Origin of the sequence: Streptomyces sp. NPDC056987 (assembly GCF_042673865.1) — a bacterium.
GTDB lineage: Bacteria > Actinomycetota > Actinomycetes > Streptomycetales > Streptomycetaceae > Streptomyces.
In genome coordinates, this window is record NZ_JBHURV010000003.1 from 241240 (window position 1) to 259970 (window position 18731).

At 72.8% G+C, this 18731-nt stretch carries 19 protein-coding genes; 10 read left to right on the forward strand and 9 right to left on the reverse strand.

Translation table 11 applies throughout. The features are described from left to right. Positions 1-18: 18 nt before the first annotated feature. Both ACFTZC_RS05570 and ACFTZC_RS05575 read left to right on the forward strand, forming a co-directional pair. Entirely contained in the window at positions 19-798 is a 780-nt protein-coding gene (locus ACFTZC_RS05570; RefSeq protein ID WP_382887093.1) for a GntR family transcriptional regulator, read from the forward strand. A gap of 73 nt (positions 799-871) precedes the next feature. Next, a complete protein-coding gene (locus ACFTZC_RS05575) occupies positions 872-2122 on the forward strand; it encodes a type ISP restriction/modification enzyme (RefSeq protein ID WP_382887095.1) in 1251 nt (416 codons plus the stop codon). A gap of 90 nt (positions 2123-2212) precedes the next feature. Here ACFTZC_RS05575 and ACFTZC_RS05580 read toward each other — a convergent pair whose 3' ends face one another. Continuing rightward, positions 2213-2953, reverse strand: a complete 741-nt coding sequence (locus ACFTZC_RS05580; RefSeq protein ID WP_382887097.1) for a TetR/AcrR family transcriptional regulator — start codon at positions 2951-2953, stop codon at positions 2213-2215. A gap of 64 nt (positions 2954-3017) precedes the next feature. On the opposite strand from ACFTZC_RS05580, the gene ACFTZC_RS05585 reads away from it, so the two are divergent. Together ACFTZC_RS05585 and ACFTZC_RS05590 are read left to right on the forward strand one after the other, a co-directional pair. Continuing rightward, on the forward strand, positions 3018-4079 hold the full coding sequence (locus ACFTZC_RS05585) for an ATP-binding cassette domain-containing protein (protein WP_382887099.1): 1062 nt from the start codon (positions 3018-3020) through the stop codon (positions 4077-4079). Then, on the forward strand, positions 4076-4858 hold the full coding sequence (locus ACFTZC_RS05590) for an ABC transporter permease (protein ID WP_382887101.1): 783 nt from the start codon (positions 4076-4078) through the stop codon (positions 4856-4858). The genes ACFTZC_RS05585 and ACFTZC_RS05590 overlap by 4 nt, the downstream gene beginning before the upstream one ends. Before the next feature lie 192 nt (positions 4859-5050). Here the strand turns inward: ACFTZC_RS05590 and ACFTZC_RS05595 are convergent, their stop codons facing one another. Continuing rightward, positions 5051-5314 (reverse strand): hypothetical protein, encoded by a 264-nt coding sequence (locus ACFTZC_RS05595; protein ID WP_365810325.1) that lies wholly within the window; start codon positions 5312-5314, stop codon positions 5051-5053. Positions 5315-5562: 248 nt separating this feature from the next. Continuing rightward, a complete protein-coding gene (locus ACFTZC_RS05600; RefSeq protein ID WP_382887103.1) occupies positions 5563-6372 on the reverse strand; it encodes an SGNH/GDSL hydrolase family protein in 810 nt (269 codons plus the stop codon). Positions 6373-7042: 670 nt separating this feature from the next. On the opposite strand from ACFTZC_RS05600, the gene ACFTZC_RS05605 reads away from it, so the two are divergent. From ACFTZC_RS05605 to ACFTZC_RS05620, 4 genes are all read left to right on the forward strand, one after another. After that, on the forward strand, positions 7043-7828 hold the full coding sequence (locus ACFTZC_RS05605) for a glycosyltransferase family 2 protein (RefSeq protein ID WP_382887271.1): 786 nt from the start codon (positions 7043-7045) through the stop codon (positions 7826-7828). A 5-nt stretch (positions 7829-7833) separates the two neighbouring features. Then, entirely contained in the window at positions 7834-8913 is a 1080-nt protein-coding gene (locus ACFTZC_RS05610; protein WP_382887273.1) for a glycosyltransferase family 2 protein, read from the forward strand. Positions 8914-9020: 107 nt separating this feature from the next. After that, complete coding sequence (locus tag ACFTZC_RS05615; protein ID WP_382887274.1) at positions 9021-9833, forward strand: polysaccharide deacetylase family protein; 813 nt, start codon at positions 9021-9023, stop codon at positions 9831-9833. Positions 9834-9986: 153 nt separating this feature from the next. Further along, a complete protein-coding gene (locus tag ACFTZC_RS05620) occupies positions 9987-11099 on the forward strand; it encodes a DUF5925 domain-containing protein (protein ID WP_382887105.1) in 1113 nt (370 codons plus the stop codon). Positions 11100-11158: 59 nt separating this feature from the next. On the opposite strand, the gene ACFTZC_RS05625 is transcribed toward ACFTZC_RS05620, so the two are convergent. Then, entirely contained in the window at positions 11159-11533 is a 375-nt protein-coding gene (locus tag ACFTZC_RS05625) for a GntR family transcriptional regulator (protein WP_365810329.1), read from the reverse strand. A gap of 116 nt (positions 11534-11649) precedes the next feature. Here ACFTZC_RS05625 and ACFTZC_RS05630 point away from each other — a divergent pair, with 116 nt between their 5' ends. Then, a complete protein-coding gene (locus ACFTZC_RS05630; protein ID WP_382887107.1) occupies positions 11650-12573 on the forward strand; it encodes a GNAT family N-acetyltransferase in 924 nt (307 codons plus the stop codon). Positions 12574-12588: 15 nt separating this feature from the next. On the opposite strand, the gene ACFTZC_RS05635 is transcribed toward ACFTZC_RS05630, so the two are convergent. From ACFTZC_RS05635 to ACFTZC_RS05650, 4 genes are all read right to left on the reverse strand, one after another. After that, complete coding sequence (locus ACFTZC_RS05635) at positions 12589-13698, reverse strand: methyltransferase domain-containing protein (protein ID WP_382887109.1); 1110 nt, start codon at positions 13696-13698, stop codon at positions 12589-12591. 56 nt (positions 13699-13754) lie between these two features. Continuing rightward, the gene (locus ACFTZC_RS05640) at positions 13755-15257 is read right to left on the reverse strand and encodes a tripartite tricarboxylate transporter permease (RefSeq protein ID WP_382887111.1); all 1503 of its coding nucleotides are present in this window, start codon (positions 15255-15257) and stop codon (positions 13755-13757) included. Positions 15258-15260: 3 nt separating this feature from the next. Continuing rightward, positions 15261-15743, reverse strand: a complete 483-nt coding sequence (locus ACFTZC_RS05645) for a tripartite tricarboxylate transporter TctB family protein (RefSeq protein WP_382887276.1) — start codon at positions 15741-15743, stop codon at positions 15261-15263. A 137-nt stretch (positions 15744-15880) separates the two neighbouring features. Then, a complete protein-coding gene (locus tag ACFTZC_RS05650; RefSeq protein ID WP_382887112.1) occupies positions 15881-16864 on the reverse strand; it encodes a Bug family tripartite tricarboxylate transporter substrate binding protein in 984 nt (327 codons plus the stop codon). Positions 16865-16989: 125 nt separating this feature from the next. Here ACFTZC_RS05650 and ACFTZC_RS05655 point away from each other — a divergent pair, with 125 nt between their 5' ends. Beyond that, on the forward strand, positions 16990-17673 hold the full coding sequence (locus ACFTZC_RS05655; protein ID WP_382887278.1) for a response regulator: 684 nt from the start codon (positions 16990-16992) through the stop codon (positions 17671-17673). Positions 17674-17740: 67 nt separating this feature from the next. Here ACFTZC_RS05655 and ACFTZC_RS05660 read toward each other — a convergent pair whose 3' ends face one another. Beyond that, positions 17741-18655 (reverse strand): SDR family oxidoreductase, encoded by a 915-nt coding sequence (locus tag ACFTZC_RS05660; RefSeq protein ID WP_382887114.1) that lies wholly within the window; start codon positions 18653-18655, stop codon positions 17741-17743. Positions 18656-18731: the final 76 nt, after the last annotated feature.

Consider the following 18731-nt stretch of genomic DNA (forward strand, 5'->3'; position numbering starts at 1 on the left):
CCCGCTGGGAGTTCACCGGTGACCGCCTTCGCCCCCGACTCACTGGTCCTGAACCGCAAGCTGCCGCTGTGGTACCAGGTCTCGCAGTCCCTGCGCGCCTCGATACTGGGCCGCCGTCCGCACGATCCGCTGCGGCTGCCCACGGAGGAGCAGCTCGCCGCGCACTACGGGGTCAGTGTGCTGACGATGCGCCAGGCGCTGAAGGAGCTGGAGGAGGAGGGGCTGATCAGCCGGCACCGGCGGCGCGGCACCTTCATCGAGCCGGGCGCGCGGCGGGGCGCCCCGCGCCGGCTCCTCGGTTCGGTCGACGCCATCGTGGCACAGCAGTCGGGCGAGCTGACCACGGTCCTGGACCACGGCCCGGTCCCGGTGCCGGGTGAACTCGCCGAGTACTTCCCCGGGCTGGACGAGGTGGTCGCGTACCGCAGGCTGCGCCGCGACGGCGAGAGCGGGGAGCCGGTCAACTGGGCGGAGAACGCGGTGCGTCCGGAGGTCGCGGCGGGGCTCGACGTCGCGGACCTGGAGCGCTGGCCGATGACGAAGGTGCTGCGCGACACCCGGGGGATACGGATCAGCCGGATCACCGACACGGTCGAGGCGCGGCTGGCGGATCCGGTCACGGCGGAGCTGCTGGGGGTGCCGCTGCTGAGCCCGATCCTGCACTACACGGGGGTCACGTACGACGAGGGCGGCCGGGTGGTGGACGTCGCCAGGATCCGCTACCGGGGCGACCGGTTCTCCTTCTCGGTCACCGTGGAGACGGACACCGGTCCTACGGGTGAACCTCCGGCGCGCTGATCCGGCCGTCACCGGCGCCGGTTACGCTTTCGCGGACGGCACACGGGAGAGAGGCGACGGGGAGGGTCCGGGGATGGCTGCGACGCGGGCCGACGCGGCGTTCGGGGATGCCCCGCTGCTCGGTGAGCTGATGCCGTGGTCGACGCCGCCGTTGCGGCTGGGGCGGCCGTGGGTGCTCGCGCCGGACTCCGGTTCGCTGACGGCCCGCTGGGACCGGCTGGTACGGGCCGAGGGCGCCGAGCGGGAGGCGCTGTTCGGGGTGACCCGGGCCCGTACACCGCGGAGCGCGGTGGCCGCGCTGCCCGGGCAGGCCACCGGCACCGGGCGGTTCGCGCGGGAGACGGGGCGCTGTCCGGAGCCGCTGCGGGTGGCGCACGGACCGTTCGACGAGCAGTGGCTGATCCCCGACCACCGGCTGATCGACGCGGCGCGCCCCGAGCTGTGGCGCGTCGCCGACGCCCGGCAGCTCTTCGCCGTGGAGCAGGGGTACGTCCCCCAGGGCGACCCGGGACCGGCGCTGCTGGTCAGCGCGGTCCTCCCGGACGGCCACTCCCCCGCCGGGCGGCCGGGCCGGATCCGGCCGCTCTACCGGCGCCCCGGCGGCGGGGAGCCCAATCTCGCCCCCGGGCTGACGGAGCTGCTGGCGGCGCGTCTCGGCCGGGAGGCCGGTGCCGAGGACGTGCTGGCGTGGGCCGTGGCCACCGCCGTCCCCTCGCCCGCCGGGTGCGTGGTGCCGCTGACGGCCGATCCCGGTGTCTGGGACTCCGGGGTGGAGCTGGGGCGGCGGATGACCGGGATCCAGCTCCGCGGGGCGCGTGGCGGCGAACGGCCCCGGCTGCCCGGCGGGCGCCGCCCGTACGTACGCGCCGCGCTGCCGGACCGGCCCGGGTCCCTGACGTACGACGCGGCGGACGAGGCACTGTGTGTCGGCACCACCGGCCGCATCTCGCCCGTACCGGCCGGGGCCTGGGACTTCACGGTCGGCGGGGTGCGGGTGCTGGAGCTGTGGTTCGAGCGCCGCGCCCGGCCCACGGATCCGCCGGAGCCGGGCACGCTGGAGGCGATCCGGCCGGCCGGCTGGCCCCGGGAGTGGACCTCGGAGCTGCTGGAGCTGATCACGGTCCTGGCGCTGCTCGCGGAAGTACGGCCGCTCCGGCGGACGTTGCTCGCCGAAGCCGAGGCCGGAGCCCGGGCCGGAGCGGCCATCGGGCGGGCCGAGCTGCGGACGGCCGGTGTCCTGCCGGTCCGGGCGGCGGCCCGCCGCCCGGCGTCGGTGCTCGACCACCACGAGGAGGGCCCGGAGGGGCAGTTCGCCCTCGTCTAACGTCCCTCGTCGGGACCTCAAGCCGTCAAGCCAGTCAAGCCCTCACCCTTTCGAGCCGACCGGCTCGCAAGCCCTCAAGCCCTCAAGCCCTCAGGACCGGCGGCCGCCCTTCCGCTCCGCCGCCGGTGCGAAGGAGTCGAGCACCCGGCTCAGCGCCCGGTCGAAGACCGCGTCCAGGTCGACGGGGCCCGAGTCCTCGGCGAGCGCCGCCGACAGCCGCGGGTAGCGGCCCGACGACAGCTCGCTCGCCATGTACGCGATCCGGATCTCGTGTTCGCGCTCCGCGGACCAGGGCAGTGCCCGCACCCGCTCCGCCGTGTGCAGCTCGTTGGCCACGTAGGTGGTCACCACCCCGTTGACCATCGCGACCAGCTCCATCTTCTCGCCGTACGAGAGGTCGAGCCCGTCCAGGCAGTGCAGGCTGTACTCCAGGAAGCCGATCACGTTCGGGCTGAATCCGTAGGCGCTCGACATCAGCCCCGCCATCCAGGGGTGGTCCCGCATCATCGTGCGCGCGCGGTACGCGAGGTGGGTCAGATCGGCGCGCCAGTCGCCGGACGGCTCCTCGGGCAGGGGGTAGGCGCCCGCGACCGCGTCGACCATCAGCTCGTGCAGGTCCTCCTTGCGCGGGATGTAGTTGTAGAGCGACATCGTGCCGCAGCCCAGCTCGGCCGCCACATGCCGCATGGTCACGGCACCGATGCCGCCGGCGTCGGCGATCCGGACGGCGGCGGACGCGATGTCGGCGCGGCTGTAGGCCGCCTTCGGCCCGCGCCCGGCCCGCTCGGGGCGGGCCCAGATCACTTCGGGTTCAGCAGGTCGCCCCGCCATGGATCATCACCTCGCCCACCATCCTAGTTACGTACACCGTACGTAGTGCGCTATGGTGGGCCACATGACAACTACGTACGCTGTACTTAGTGAGGGTCTGGAGAAGCGCTACGGCGGCGCCGGTGGCGTGCCCGCCCTGCGCGGGCTGGATCTGGCGGTCGCCGAGGGCACCGTCTGCGGGGTGCTCGGGCCGAACGGCGCGGGCAAGACGACCGCCGTGCGGGTGCTGACCACGCTCACCGCGCCCGACGCGGGGACCGCGCGAGTGGCGGGGCACGACGTCGTGCGCGACCCGGGCGCGGTGCGCCGCGCGATCGGGGTCACCGGTCAGTACGCCAGTGTCGACGGTGAGTTGACGGGCCGGGAGAACCTCCGGCTCTTCGCCAGACTGCTCGGCATCAGGGGCGCGGCGGGCCGGGCGCGCGCCGACGAGTTGCTGGAGCGCTTCGAGCTGACGGACGCCGCGGCCCGGGTCGCACGGACCTACTCCGGCGGGATGCGGCGCCGCCTCGACCTGGCGGTGAGCCTGCTGACCCGCCCCCGGGTGCTCTTCCTCGACGAGCCGACCACCGGGCTCGACCCGCACAGCCGCAACCAGATCTGGGCCGCCGTGCGCGCGCTCACCGCCGAGGGCACCACCGTCCTGCTGACCACGCAGTATCTGGAGGAGGCCGACCAGCTCGCCGACCGCGTCGTGCTGATCGACCGGGGCAGGGCCGCCCACCACGGCACACCCGCCGAACTGAAGGCGAGCATCGGCTCGTACGCGGAGGTCGTCCTCGCGCAGCCGACCGCGGCGGACACGGAAGGCACGGCCGAAGCGGCGCTGGTCGCCGCGGCGAGGGTGCTCGACCAGCTCACCGGCGCCGAGCCCGTCCTCGACCGCGAGCTCCGTACGGTCGGCGCCGTGGCCATGAACCCCGCGCTGACCGTGCCCCGGATCGTCCGGGAACTGGACGCGGCGGGCGTGCCGGTGGTCGACGTGAGCCTGCGGCCGCCCACGCTGGACCAGGTCTTCCTCCGTCTGACCGACCGCACCCGCGATTCCGTCACCCCCTCCACGCGCCCCGCGTCCGGCACGTCCGACGCGTCCGGCACGTCCGCCCCGAAGGAGCACGCCGCATGAGCACGCTCGCCTACGACAGCGGCGCCGTCCTGGGCCGCCACCTCCAGCGGATCAGGCACGCCCCGGGCATCGTGATCCTCACCCAGACCATGCCCATCAACATGCTGCTCTTCTTCGGCTACGTCTTCGGCAGCGCGCTGGCGATGCCGGGCGAGGAGTACCGCGCGTACCTCGTGCCCGGACTGCTCGCGGCGACGGCCGCGGGCGGCCTGATGACGGGCATGTTCCAGGCGTCGCACGACGCCCAGCGCGGCGTCATGGACCGGTTCCTGACGCTGCCGATGAGCCGGGTCGCGGTACCGCTGGGACAGACCCTGGCGGATCTGCTGACCACGGTCGCCGGGATGGTGCCGCTGCTGCTGGTGGGGCTGGCGGTGGGATGGCGGATCGAGGGCGGCGTGCCGGGCGCGCTCGGCGCGGTGGGGCTGCTGCTGCTCTTCCGGTTCGCGACCGCGTGGATCGGCACGTACATCGGGCTGCTCGTCCGCAACGAGGAGATCGCGGGGCAGCTCGGCGCCGCGACGTTCGTGCTGCCGCTGCTGTCGAACGCGTACATCCCGGCGGAGGGACTGCCCGGCTGGCTGCGTACGGTCGCCGAGTGGAACCCGATCAGCGCGGTCGCCGCGGCGGTCAGGGATCTGTGCGGGAACGCCGCCCCGGTGCCGGACGCCGCCTGGCCCGCCGCGCATCCGGTGGCCGGATCCTTGCTGTGGTCACTGGCGCTGCTGGTCCTGTTCGTACCGCTGGTGGTACGGCGGTACGCGAGGGGCGGGGAGTGAGTCGGCGGCACGAGCCGCCTTCAGGGCCGCGGCCGGCCAGGGCCGGTGTCGGGGAGTGGACTCACCGGCCGGGCCGCCGCGGAGGGGACGGAGGAGGAGACAGGAAGGCGGCAGCCTGCACCCGGCCGGCCCACCGAACGGTCGCGGGTGGTCCGAGCGCGGGGATACCGCGAGCAGTCTGAACCGTGAAGGTCAGCGGCGGCTGCCGAAGAGCGTGCGGCGCAGCCGCCGCAGCGGCGCGAAGAGTGAGACCCGCGCGCCCTTCCTCGTGTGTGTCTCCGACCTGTCCCGTGCGGTCAGCTCACGCATCAGCAGCGTCGCCTCGACCGTCTCCCGCTGCGGCACGGCAGGACCGCCGAGCACCGCGAGATGGCGGTCGAGGCGCGAACTGCTCGCGCTGCTCCCGCAGGTGATCGCAGGGATTCGTGCCCTGCTGTGCACCGTTATCTGTTTCATTCCACTCCCCACCCGTACGAGGGCACCCGGTCCGGGCAGGTTAACCCTATCGTCCCTTCAGGACACCCGTGTATCCCGCCTTCGGGCGGAACCACACTCGTACGGGGAGGAATAGACACGGCCCGACACGGCCCGATCCGTGTTAATTCAGGGCGAGTTGGACAGTTCGCCCGGTCGCGGGAGACCCGTGTGGGGGACCCTCGCGAGGGCCTCCCCGAGGGCCTTGCGGAAGGGGCTCACGGGAGGGGCTACGCGGCCGAGGTGAAGACCGGCAGGTAGCCCATGGACTGGCCGGCGGCCGTGGGGTGGTAGGACTCGCCGATGTCCAGCACGTTCAGGCTGTTCAGCCACGAGGCGCTGGAGCAGATCTCGTGGCCGGTGAAGGCCGCGGAGACACTGGCGAAGGTGAAGCCGTGGTCGGCGGCGCGCTTCTCGGTCGCGGCGTTCAGATAATCGGCCGCACTGTTGATCGCGGCCCGCTTCGCCTCGCTCAGCCCCGCGATACAGGTCCCCTTGAGCTGGTAGAAGCGGGGATAGCCGAGGACCACGACTCTCGCCGACGGGGCCTTGGATCTGATCGCCGTGTAGACCGTGTCGAGGTTGCCGGGGAGCGTGGCGTCGACGAACGCGCGGGCCTGCGCGATCCGGTTGAGGCAGGCACTCTCCGACTGGAGGACGCAGACCGTCATGACGTCGGAGAATCCGGCGTCGTTGCCGCCTGCGCTGATGCTGACGAGGTCGGTGGAGGAGTTGAGCGGCCCGAGCTGACTGGCGGTCACATCGCCCGTACGGGCGCCCGAGCACGCGGTGAACGCGAACGAGGCGGGTGAGTTCGCGGCGGCCCAGAGGGCCGGATAAGCCCTGGGGGTGCGCTTGCAGGCACCACTGGCGCTGTCGTACCCACCGGAGCCGACCCCCGAGGAGTACGAGTCGCCGAGCGCCACGTAGTCGACGGCGGCGGCCGACTCGGCGGCCGAGGCCGCCGATGCCCCGGTGAGGGCGAGGACGGCGCCGAGGAGGAGCGAGGATGAGAATGCCGTGATTCGGGCCAGTTTCATAGAACCTCTCCTTAGCAGGATTTCTGCCACAACTGTCGTACCAGCAGGGACACTTCACTGGAAGTGTCCATGCCAAGAACGCACGGTGAGAGTTTCCCTTGGATCGTTATGAGTACACGGAGCGTGAAGAATTGAGCGGAACCGATCAGGGATGTTCCGGATGTGACCGGCGAAGTACGGCCAAAGAAGCAAAAACCCGCGCCGAGGTTCCAGCTCTTGCCATACAGTCCCAATCATCAATACCGTCGTACATCCACCCGCATCGGTCCATCATGCAAGCGGCTCCTGGGGAGGGCTTCAAGCGTCGCGATGGCTTCCGGTGCGGGGCGCGGTAGGGGGGTACCGCGCTCGGTGACCGCGCTCCGCGCTGCCGAGTCGCGGGCCGCGCGACCAGTTCCACAGCTCACCCGTCCAGCACGGAGTGCCATGTGCCATGCCGTCATGGCGGAGTGAGAACCCCCCTTTCGAACCGGAACCACAGCGGGACCGCCCGGGGGTGGGCGGTCCACCGGACGAGAGGGAAAGTCTTGTGAGCGCGTTTCTGCGCCCGGCGATACCGGGTGACGATCCGTTGGACATTCCGGCCCGGCTCCCGAGCGAACAGCGGAGCCAGGCCGAGGGGCATATCCAGGCCGAGGGACATATCCAGCTCGAACAGCAGGGCGGGCGGATGGACCGGCTCGCGTACCGGCCGATCTCCTCGCATCTCGCGATCACTCCGCCGGTGAGCGTCGTCATACCGGCCATGAACGAGGCGGAGAACCTTCCGTACGTCTTCAAGACCCTGCCCGAGTGGATCCACGAAGTCGTCCTGGTGGACGGCGACTCCACCGACGGGACGATCGAGGTGGCCCGCGCGTTACGGCCGGACGTCAAGGTCGTCGCCCAGCGCGGCAAGGGCAAGGGGGACGCCCTGATCAGCGGCTTCGCCGCGTGCACCGGCGACATCATCGTGATGGTCGACGCGGACGGCTCGGCCGACGGCCAGGAGATCGTCTCCTATGTCTCGGCCCTGGTCTCCGGCGCCGACTTCGCCAAGGGCTCGCGGTTCGCCAACGGCGGCGGCACGGACGACATGACGGCGATCCGCAAGCTCGGCAACCGGGTGCTCTGCGCCGTCGTCAACGCCAAGTTCGGCGCCCGCTACACCGATCTCTGCTACGGCTACAACGCCTTCTGGCGCCACTGCCTGGACGAGATCACCCTGGACTGCACCGGCTTCGAGGTCGAGACCCTGATGAACATCCGGGTCGTCAAGGCCGGACTGAAGGTGCAGGAGATCCCGAGCCACGAGTACGACCGGATCCACGGGGTCAGCAATCTGAGAGCCGTCCGGGACGGCCTGCGCGTCCTGAAGGTGATACTCCGCGAGCGGGGCGTGCCCCGCTCGAACCGCCGCCGCCCGGTCGCCCTGCGGATCAGCGTCCCCGCGGCGCCGCGCGGGGAGGCGTCGTGAGCGTCGTGACCGGAGGTCCGGCGCACGGGGGCGGCGCGGCGGCCTCGCGGCACCGGCCGTTCACGGTCGTCGTCTGCGTCTACACCGAGGACCGCTGGCCGGACATCCTCGCGGCGGTCGACTCGGTGGCCGGGCAGTCGCTGCCGGCCCTGGAGACCCTGCTCGTCGTCGACCACAACCCGGCCCTGCTGGCGCGGCTCACCGCGCACTACGCGGAGCCGGCCGCGCGCGGCGAGGTTCGGGTGCTCGCCAACGCGGGGCCGCGGGGCCTCTCGGCGGGCCGCAACACCGGGATCGCCGCGGCCCGCGGCGCGTTCGTGGCGTTCCTCGACGACGACGCCGTGGCCGAACGGGACTGGCTGCGCCGCTTCGACGAGGCGTACGGGGACGATCCGCGGATCCTCGCCGTGGGCGGGCGGACGATGCCCGCGTGGGCCTCGGGGCGCAGGCCCGCCTGGTTCCCCGAGGAGTTCGACTGGGTCGTGGGCTGTACGTACCGGGGGCTGCCGGAGGGTGTGGTCCGGGTACGCAACGTCCTCGGCGGCAACGCGTCGTTCCGGCGTACCGCGTTCGACACGGCGGGCGGCTTCGCGACGGGCATCGGGCGCGACGGCGACCGGCGCCCGCTCGGCTGCGAGGAGACGGAGCTGTGCATCCGGCTCACCGAGGCCGTACCGGACGCGGTGCTGCTGATCGACGACCGCGCCGTCATCCACCACCGGGTCCCCGCGGCCCGCGAGCGCTTCGGCTACTTCCGTACGCGGACGTACGCCGAAGGGCTCTCCAAGGCGCTGGTCGCCAGGAGCGTGGGAGCGGACAAGGGGCTCGCGTCGGAGCGCCGTTACACCACCCGCGTGCTTCCGGCGGGTATCGCGCGCGGTCTGCGCGACGCGGTGCGGGGGCGGCCCGGCGGTCTGGGCCGCGCCGGGGCGATCGTGGCGGGGGTGGCCACCACGGCGGCCGGCTATCTGGTGGGCCGCTACCGCACCCGGGGCGGGGACGTGGCGTTCACGTCGGGGCCCATCGAACGGCGGGGGCCCGGCGCCGCCGAGGAGCTGCGCGGCCGGTGGGAGGCGGCCGTATGACCACGGGGAGGAGGGGCTCCGCGCCGCGCCGCGCGCCGGGCCCCTCCGGCCCCGCGCCCGCGCCGCCGCGGCCTCCCGCCGTCGGTACCGGCGGCGTACCGATCCTCATGTACCACGCCGTCACGGAGCGGCCCGCGCCTGCCACCCGCGCGCTCTCCGTCCCGCCCGGGGCGTTCGCCGCGCAGATGGCGCTGCTCGGCGCGCGCGGCTTCACCCCGGTCACCACGGCGCGGCTCGCCGACGCCTGGCGCACCGGGAAGCCGCTGCCGGAGCGCCCGGTGCTGATCACGTTCGACGACGGTTACGAGGGGGTGCACCGGCACGCGCTCCCCGTTCTCGTGGAGCATTCCTTCGCCGCGAGCCTCTTCGTGTCGACGGCGTGGCTGCGCGGCGGGTCCTCCGACCGCCGGGCCGGCGGCGCCCCGGACACCATGCTCGACTGGGACCAGGTACGGGAACTGGCCGCCGCCGGCACGGAGATCGGCGGCCACAGCCACACCCATCCGCAGCTCGACCAGACCGATGACCGGCGGCTGCGCTTCGAGACCGAGCGCTGCCGGGAGATCCTCGCCGAGGAGCTGGGCACGGAGCCCGTCTCCTTCGCCTATCCGTACGGCTACTCCAGCCGGCGGGTGCGCCACGCCGTCCGCGCGGCCGGGTTCACCCAGTCGCTGGCCGTCGGCAACGCGCTGGCGCGCCGGGGCCAGGGCCCGTACGCGCTGGAGCGGGTGACCGTACGGCGCACCACCGGGATCGAGGAGTTCGGCCGGCTCGTCGAGGGCCGGGCGCTCAGCCGCGCCTTCGCCGGGGACCGGGCGCTGACCAAGGGGTACGCGCTGGTACGGCGGGCCCGCCGGGCCGCGGCCGTGGCCCGCGCGGCCGTGCCCGGCGCGCGGCGGCGGGGCGGCCTGATGGAGTGACGGGGCCGGGCGGCAGAGTGGCGGGCCGGGGAGCGTGACGGCGGTGATGACGGCGGCGCTGCGCGCCGGGGCCATGGGGCACCGGCGGCGCGCTCCCCCTCCAGGGGCCAAAACACCGTGCATCGGCCGTCCCCGTGCCGGATCATGGGCGACATGTCCCCCAACCCTCAGGACGCCCTGCCGATCCGGCTCACCGTCGACGACAGCGACTCGCCCTCGGATGTGGTCGACGCGCTCTTCCTCGGCCGCTTCACGACGGGCGAGCAGCCCTACTCCCACAGCTCCACGATCGACCGGGTCAAGCCGGGCGCGGGCCTGCTGCCACCCGGTGCCACCGTGCTGCGCTCCGCCCGCGACGACGACCGGAGCGCGACCCTGGCCGAGGGCGACGGCTGGACGCTGCTGGTGTCCCGCTGGAACCGCGGCGCCGATGTGACGGTGACGGCCGTCAGCACCGAACTGGCGGAGAAGATCCACCGGCAGGCCACGGACGGCGCCCGGGACGATCCGGAGCCGCAGCCCGAGAACGTGACGATGGGGTTCTGGTACGTCTCGCCGCGGCGCGGCCCGCACCGTACGACACGGCAGATCACCGCCGGCACGTGGGACGAGATCAGGCCCAACTACACCGCGCCGGTGGCCGAGGCGATGGACCGGCTGATGAAGGTGACCCCGGACGACATCGCGGGCCGGCTGCTGCTGTTGCACGGGCCGCCGGGCACCGGCAAGACCTCCGCGCTGCGCACGCTGGCCCGTTCGTGGCGCGACTGGTGCCAGGTGGACTGTGTGCTGGACCCGGAACGGCTCTTCAACGACGTCGGCTATCTGATGGACATCGCGATCGGCGAGGACGACGGCTCGGCCAAGGGCCGCTGGCGGCTGCTCCTCCTGGAGGACTGCGACGAGCTGATCCGCGGCGAGGCCAAGCACACGGCGGGCCAGGCGCTGTCGCGGCTGCTCAACCTGACGGACGGTCTGCTCGGGCAGGGCAGGAACGTCCTGGTGGGGGTGACGACCAACGAGGATCTGGAGCGGCTGCACCCGGCGGTGGTCCGCCCCGGCCGCTGCCTGGCCAGGATCGAGGTCGGCTCGCTGACCCGCGCGGAGGCGATCTCCTGGCTGGGCCGGGAGGACGGCGACGAGGAGGCGGCCGCGGTGGGCCGGGACGGCGCGACGCTGGCGGAGCTGTACGCGCTGCGCCGGGGAACGGGACCGGCCTCGGTCCCGGCACAGCACACGAGCCCGGAGGCGGGCCTGTACCTCTGAGCGGGGTTGCGGCGGGTCGGTGTCCGGGGCCGTCGGCGGCTCCGGGGCCCGCGGCGCCGTCACTTCGCGTACACGGCCCGTACCGCTTCCTCCGCCGCGGCGAGCGCGGCGGCCCTGCCGAGCCCGAGGCGTCGCGCACGCTCCGCGTAGGCGCGGGCGGCCGAGGCGGCCTCACGGTCGGCGGCCTCGCCGGCGGCGGCGACGAACGTACCGTTCCTGCCCCTGGTCTCGATGACCCCGTCCGTCTCCAGCGCGCGGTACGCCTTGGCGACGGTGTTGGCGGCCAGTCCCAGCTCCTCGGCGAGCCCCCGTACGGTGGGGAGTTTGTACCCCACCGGCAGCGCACCGGAGCGGGCCTTCGCGGAGATCTGGGTACGCAGCTGCTCGTACGGAGCGGTCACGGCGGCCGGGTCGATCACGATCTTCAACGTCACGGTGCGATTCTCCCCCACGGGCCCCCGGCGCCGAGTGACGGGCGCCAGAGCTGGCCGGAACGCGACGGGAAAAAGAAGAGGCGGACCGGGGGCGGACACACGTAGGGTCACGCTCCATGACTGTGACTGTGCGTGATTTCCGCACCGAGGACGCCCCCGCCGTTGTCGCGCTGCGCCGTGCCTGCCTGCCGTTCGTCGTCGTGACGGAGAAGGACCTCCTGTTCGAGGTGGCGAACGCGAATCCGGCCAAGAAGTACCGCCTCCTGGTGGCCGAGGAGGCGGGTGAGGTGATCGGTACGGCGCATGTGGGCATCGCGTACGACAGCGAGGATCCCGGCCAGTCCTCGGTCACCCCGCATGTCCTGCCCGGGCGGCGCGGGCGGGGCGCCGGGTCGCTGATCCTCAAGACCGCCGAGGAGCATCTGGCGGCGCACGGGGCGACGAGCGTCTACGCCTGGGCGCTGGAGGAGCCGGGCAGCCTCGCCTTCGCCGCCCGCCACGGCTACCGCCCCACGCGCCCCGCCCGCTTCCAGAGTCTCGACCTGACCGGCGACGCGCTGCCGGAGCTCCCCGCGGTGCTCCCGGCGGGGGTGGTGCTCCGTACGGGCGACGCGTACGCGGCCGACCCGCGCCCGCTGTTCGAGGCCGACGCGGAGGTGTCCTCGGACGAACCGGGCGATATCGCGACGACCCTGGACGACTACGAGGACTGGCTGAACCACACCTGGAACCACCCGTGTCTGGACCGTGAGCTGACGACGGTGGTGGAGGTGGACGGACAGGTGGCGGCCTTCACCTCGGCCCACACCGACGGCGCCACCCGCTACGCGACCGGTATGACGGGGACGCGCCGCGCCTTCCGGGGCCGCGGTCTGGCGAAGCTCGCCAAGACGGACTCCCTGCGCCGGGCCAGAGCGGCGGGCTACCAGGAGGCGTTCACGTCGAACGACGCGGACAACGGCCCGATGCTCGCCGTCAACCGGTGGTTCGGCTACCGGGTCTGCGCGACCGAGGTACGCCATGTCCGCGAGCTGAGCTGACCAGCGGCCCCTCTCTCAGCGCGAATCGCCGCGCGAGCCGCCGCGCGTGGCGGGCAGGACCGTGGACCGGTCGGTGCCCGGGGAGTGGGCGACCGGGTCGTCGTCCTCGTGCCAGTGCAGGACGAAGCGCTCACCCGCGCGGTAGGCGTCGAGGCCCGCGCGGCAGTACGCGACCATGTCGTCCGGAAGGCCGGACAGGGGGTGCCAGGCGAGGCCCGAGCACTTGTCCGGCTCCCGGTTGTACGGCTCGCCGCCCGCGCCGTACGCCGCCTCGAAGAACCAGCCGATGCGGGGCCGACCGCCCGGACCGCGGTGCTGCATGACCAGCGCGACACGCAGATCACCGGGAGCCAGCGCGACGCCGATCTCCTCGGCCGCCTCCCGGATCACGGCCGTACGGACGTCCTCGCCGGATTCCACATGCCCCGAGGGGCAGTTGAGCAGCCCGTCGCCGTATCCCGTCCCGGCTCTGCGGGCCAGCAGCACCTCGTCGCCCCGGCGCAGGACGAGATGGACGTCGACCACTTCCCGGTGGCGCCGGGGCGGCGCAGGGGTCGCGATCAGCGCGTATCGCTCGTCGTCGACGGGGCGGCCCCAGAGGGCGGTGTCCGAGGAGAGCCGTTCGTACTCGACCCGTTCGGTGACCGGAGCCAGGGCCGTGGTCAGACGGGACGCGGGCAGGCCGGTCCCGGACCAGACTCCCTCGACCAGGACCAGCCGCCCGCCGGGCCGCAGCAGCGCCGTCCAGTGACGCAGCGTCTCTTCGGGATCCGGCAGCAGCCAGAGCACATGACGGGCCAGCACCACGTCGAAGCGCCCCTCCCCCACCGGCGGCCGGGCCGCGTCGCCGGTCAGGACCTCCGCGTCGGTACCGGCCAGCTTGGCCCGGGCGAGGGCCGTCATCCGCGGGGAGAGATCGACGGCCGTCACCCGGTGTCCCCGCTCGGCGGCGAGCAGCGCGAGGCTGCCCGTACCGCACCCCAGGTCGAGGACCCGGGACGGCGGCGCGGGCAGCCACGCCGCCATCCGGGCGGCCCAGGCGGCCCGGACCGCGGGGTCCAGGAGCCCGTGGTCGGGCTCCTGGTCGAAGGCGTCGGCAGCGGCGTCCCAGTCGGTCGTGGTCATGTGCCGATGGTGCCAGCCACCACTGACAACGGACCCGGCGTCGCCGCCCGGTGCCGCTACCGCACCGTGGACGCCCCCCGGCGCGTCGCGATCAGCTTCCGTATCCCCGGCCAGGCCAGCAGCAGCACGATCACCGCGTACACCGTCACCGAGAACGGGGTGTTGACCAGCCCGGTCACGCTGCCGTCGCTGATCTGGAGCGCGCGCCGCAACTGCTGCTCGGCGGCCGGGCCGAGGATGACGCCGATGACCGCGGGCAGCACGGGCAGCCCGTACCGCCGCATCCCGAACCCGATCAGCCCGATGATCAGCAGAATGACCAGGTCGAGCGCCTCGCCGCCGACCGCGTAGGCGCCGACCGCCGCGAAGAAGAGGATCCCCGCGTAGAGGTAGGGACGCGGGACGCGCAGCAGCTTGGCCCAGACCGGTGCCAGCGGCAGGTTGAGGGCGAGCAGCAGCACCATGCCGACGAAGAGGGAGGCGATCAGCCCCCAGACCAGCTCGGGTTCGCGTTCGAAGAGCAGCGGGCCCGGCTGGATGCCGTACTGCTGGAAGGCGGCGAGCATCACGGCGGCGACGGCCGTGGTCGGCAGTCCGAGGGTGAGCATCGAGACCAGCGTGCCGGCCGCCGAGGCGGAGGCGGCCGACTCGGGCCCCGCGACGCCTTCGATGGCGCCCTTGCCGAACTCGTCCTTGTGCCGGGAGAGCCGCTTCTCGGTGACGTAGGAGAGGAAGGTCGGAATCTCCGCGCCACCGGCCGGGATCGCCCCGAACGGGAAGCCGATGAGCGGGCCGCGCAGCCACGGCCGCCAGGTGCGTCGGATGTCCTTCTTCGCGAGCCAGGGGCGGCCGACCGGGATCGCCTCGCCCGTGGTGCGGCGCAGATGGGCGGCGACCCACAGGGCCTCGCCGATCGCGAAGAGGCCGACCGCGACGATCACCACGTCGATGCCGTCGGCGAGTTGGAGCGTGCCGAAGGTGAGCCGCTGCTGGCCGGTCATCTGGTCGAGTCCGACGAGACCGATGGTGAGGCCGATGAGCAGGGAGGCGAGGCCGCGGATCCGGGACGAGCCGAGGACGGAGGTCACAGCGATGAAGGCGAGCACCATGATCGCGAAGTAGTCGGGCGCGCCGATGTCGACGGCGAGCGCGGCGACGGTCGGGGCGAGGACGACCAGCAGGATCGTGCCGATCATGCCGCCGGCGAAGTGCCCGCCGGCCGCTGCCGCGAGCGCCTGGGCGCCACGGCCCGCCTTGGCCATCGGGTTGCCCTCGATCGCCGCCACGACGGCGGCGCTCTCCCCCGGGGTGTTGAGCAGGATGGAGGTGGTGGAGCCGCCGAACATGGCTCCGTAGTAGATCCCGGCGAACATGATGAACGCGCCGGTCGGGTCGAGTCCGTACGTCACGGGGAGCAGCAGCGCGACCGCCATGGCCGGGCCGATGCCGGGCAGGACGCCGATGGCGGTGCCGAGCAGCACGCCGATCGCGGCCCAGAGCAGGTTCATCGGCGTGAGTGCCGTACCGAAGCCGTCGATGAGGGAGTTGAGGGAGTCCATCGGTTACAGCACCCCCATCAGCGGGCCGCCGGGGAGGGGGACACCGAGCAGGTTGTTGAAGACGAAGTAGGTGAGGAGCGAGAGCCCGGCGGCGATCAGCGGGTCCCGGTCGTGGTGCCGGCTGCCGAGCGCGTACGCCGAGCCCCAGAAGAGCAGGGCGCCCGAGATCGGGAAGCCGAGCGGGCCGATGAGGACGGCGTTGGCGAGGAAGACCCCGGCGAGCAGGAGGACGGTCCGCCAGTCGCTGGGCTCGGCGAGGTCGATGTCCTCGCCGCCCTCGGCCTCGCCCCGGCCACCGCGCAGCACGTCGAGGGTGAGGAGTACGGCGACGACGAGCAGTCCGGTGCCGACGACGAGGGGAACGGTCCTCGGGCCGACGGGGCCGCGCTGCGTGAGGTCGACGGACATGGTGAGCGCGTCGGTCAGGACGAGGACGCCGAGGGCGAGCAGCAGCAGGCCGACGCCGATCTCGGAGTGTTCGCGGATCCAGCCTCGGGCGTCGCGGGGCCCTGCCGGGGCCGCGGTGGCAGAAGTGGTGGCAGAAGTGGTGGCAGCGCCAGAAGTGTCAGGGGTGGCAGAGGTGTCAGGGATGTCAGGCGTGTCGGGGGTGTCGGTCGGCGGTGTCACAGTCCCAGCTCCTTGAGAACGGAGTCGACGCGCCGGTCTTCCTCCGCGAGGAAGTCACCGAACTCCTCGCCGGTGAGGAAGGCGTCGGCCCAGCCGTTCTTCTTGAGCGACTCCCGCCACTGCGGCGAGTCGTGCAGCTTCTCGATGAAGGCCAGCAGCTTGGCGCGCTCGGCGCCGGAGATGCCGGGCGGTGCGACGATGCCCCGCCAGTTGGTGAAGTCGGTGTCGAGGCCGGACTCGCGCAGGGTGGGGGCGTCCAGTCCGGGCAGCCGCTCGGGTCCGGTGACGGCGAGGAGCCGCAGCTCCCCGGACTCGATCTGGTCGAGGTACTCGCCGACGCCGGAGACCCCGAAGGCGACCTTGTTGCCGAGGATCGAGGCGAGGAGTTCGCCGCCGCCGTCGAACGGCACGTAGTTGACGGTCTTCGGCGGGATGCCGGCGGCCTTCGCCATCAGCATGGGGGCGAGGTGGTCGGGCCCGCCGGGCGAGGAGCCGCCGCCGACCGGGACCTTGGCCGGGTTGGCCTTCCAGGCCGTGACCAGGTCGTCGATGGTCCGGTACGGGGAGTCCTTGGCGACGACGACGATGTCCGACTCCTCGGTGATCCGGGCGATCGGCGTGGTGTCGGCGAGGGTCTTGGGCGACTTGTTGGTGTGGACGGCGCCGACGACCCCGAGGCCCATGGACATGGCGAGCTTGCCGTTGCCGTGTTCCCCGACGAGCCGGGTCAGTCCTACGGTGCCGCCCGCGCCGGGGAGGTTGAAGACCTCGATGTTGTGGGTGAGTTCGGCGTCCTCGGCGTTCTTGGCCAGGGTGCGGGCCGTGATGTCGTAACCGCCGCCGGGGGTGTTGGGGACCATGAAGCGCAGGCCGGGTATCTGCGTACCGGTGTCGGTGCCACTGCCCGAGGAGAGCAGCGGCGGCCCCACCAGCACCAGGAGTGCCGACCCGAGCAGGGCCAGAGGGGTGCGCAATCGCACGTGTGCCGCCCTTCGGGAAGTGGTGTGAAGTGGGCCACATGTTGCCTGTGCGTTAACAAGCTGTCTCTCTTCCGGAATCAACGGACGTTGTGGTCGTTGTGGTCGCGGCCTAGCGTGTCGCCGTGATGAGAGTGCTGGTGGTGGACGACGACTTCATGGTCGCCAAGCTGCACAGCCGCTATGTGTCCGCGATGAACGGCTTCACGGTCGTCGGTGTGGCGCACAGCGGCGCCGAGGCGTTGCGCGCGGCCGAACGGCTCCGGCCGGACCTGGTGCTGCTCGACATCTATCTGCCCGACATGGACGGCATCGCGGTGCTGCGCGAGCTGCGCGCGGCGGAGGAGCGGGACGGCCGGAACACCAGCGTCGACGCGCTGTTCATCACGGCGGCGCGGGACGCGGAGCTGATCCGGGCGGCGCTGCGGGCGGGCGCGCTGCACTATCTGATCAAGCCGTTCCACCGGACGGCGCTCCAAGAGCAGCTCCAGCACGTGGCATCGCTGCGGAGCCGGCTGGCCGGTCTGGGCGAGGCGCGCCAGGAGGACGTCGACCGGATCTTCGGCACCCGGCCGCCGGGCAGCCGCGGGCTCCCGAAGGGGCTCGCCCCGCACACGGCGGAGCTGGTGGAGCGCATCCTGCGGGAGAACACCGGGGGCCTCTCCGCCACGGAGTGCGCCGCGGCGGGGACCCTCTCCCGGGTGAGCGCCCGGCGCTACCTGGAGTACTTCGCGACCACGGGCCGCGCGGAGATCTCGCTCCGGTACGGCGGCACGGGCCGACCGGAGCGCCGCTACCGCTGGACGGGGTGAGGCGGCAGGCCGGGAAGCGGCCGGGGCACGGTGCCCCGGCCGCTTCCCGGCCCGCGTACGCAAGGTGTCAGCGGTAGCCGGCCGTGTCGGCGGGCTTGCCGGCGTCCTGTACCTCGACGATGTAGCGCCAGGCGTCCGGCCGGCTGCCGTCGAGGTCGGTGAAGCCGTAGACCTGGGCCAGCCGGCCGCCCGACAGCGACTGCCCGTTCCACCGGCTCACCCGGGGGTCGGCGGCCAGGGCTGCCACGGCCCGTCCGACGTAGCGCGGGGACTCCGAGATGCCGAAGTGCGGCTCGCTCTCCAGGGCGTCGCGCCACGACTCCTCGGTCACGCCGAAGTGATCCAGCATGATCTCCGAACGCATCCACCCGGGCGTCAGGGCCACCGCCGTACCGCCGCGCGATCCCAGCTCGTGGCCGAGCGAGAAGGCCATCCGGAGGACCGCGGTCTTGGCAAGATCGTAGAAGAACGAGTTCCGGTAGGTGTCCCGGTTGTACTCGGCGGTGCCGTCGGTCATCTCGACGACGAGTCCGCCCTCCTTGCGCAGCAGGAGGGGCAGGGCGTGGTGGCTGGTGATCGCGTGGGTCTCCACCGCGAGCCGGAGCAGCCGGAGCCCCTTGTCGAGGTCGTGCTCCCATACGGGAGCCTCCCACTCGAAGAGGTTCTCGCCGCCCCAGATGTCGTTGACGAGCACGTCGAGCCGGCCCTGTTCGGCGGCGATCCGGTCCACCAGGGCGCGGACCTGGGCGGGGTCCAGGTGGTCGGTCGGGACGGCGATGCCGCGGCCGCCCGCCTCGGTCACCAGGTCGGCGGTGTCCTCGATGGTCTCGGGGCGGTCGTACTCCGAGCGTCGCTCCCGGGTGCTGCGGCCGGTCACATAGACCGTGGCGCCGGCCGCGCCGAGTTCCACCGCGATGCCCCGGCCCGCCCCCCTTGTCGCTCCCGCGACGAGCGCGACCTTGCCGTCCAGCGTTGCTGACATGTGTGTCCTGTCCTTCTTCCGTGTCCCGTGCCATCGTCGTGCCGACGCCCGAACGCGCCTGAGCGATCGGCGTCAG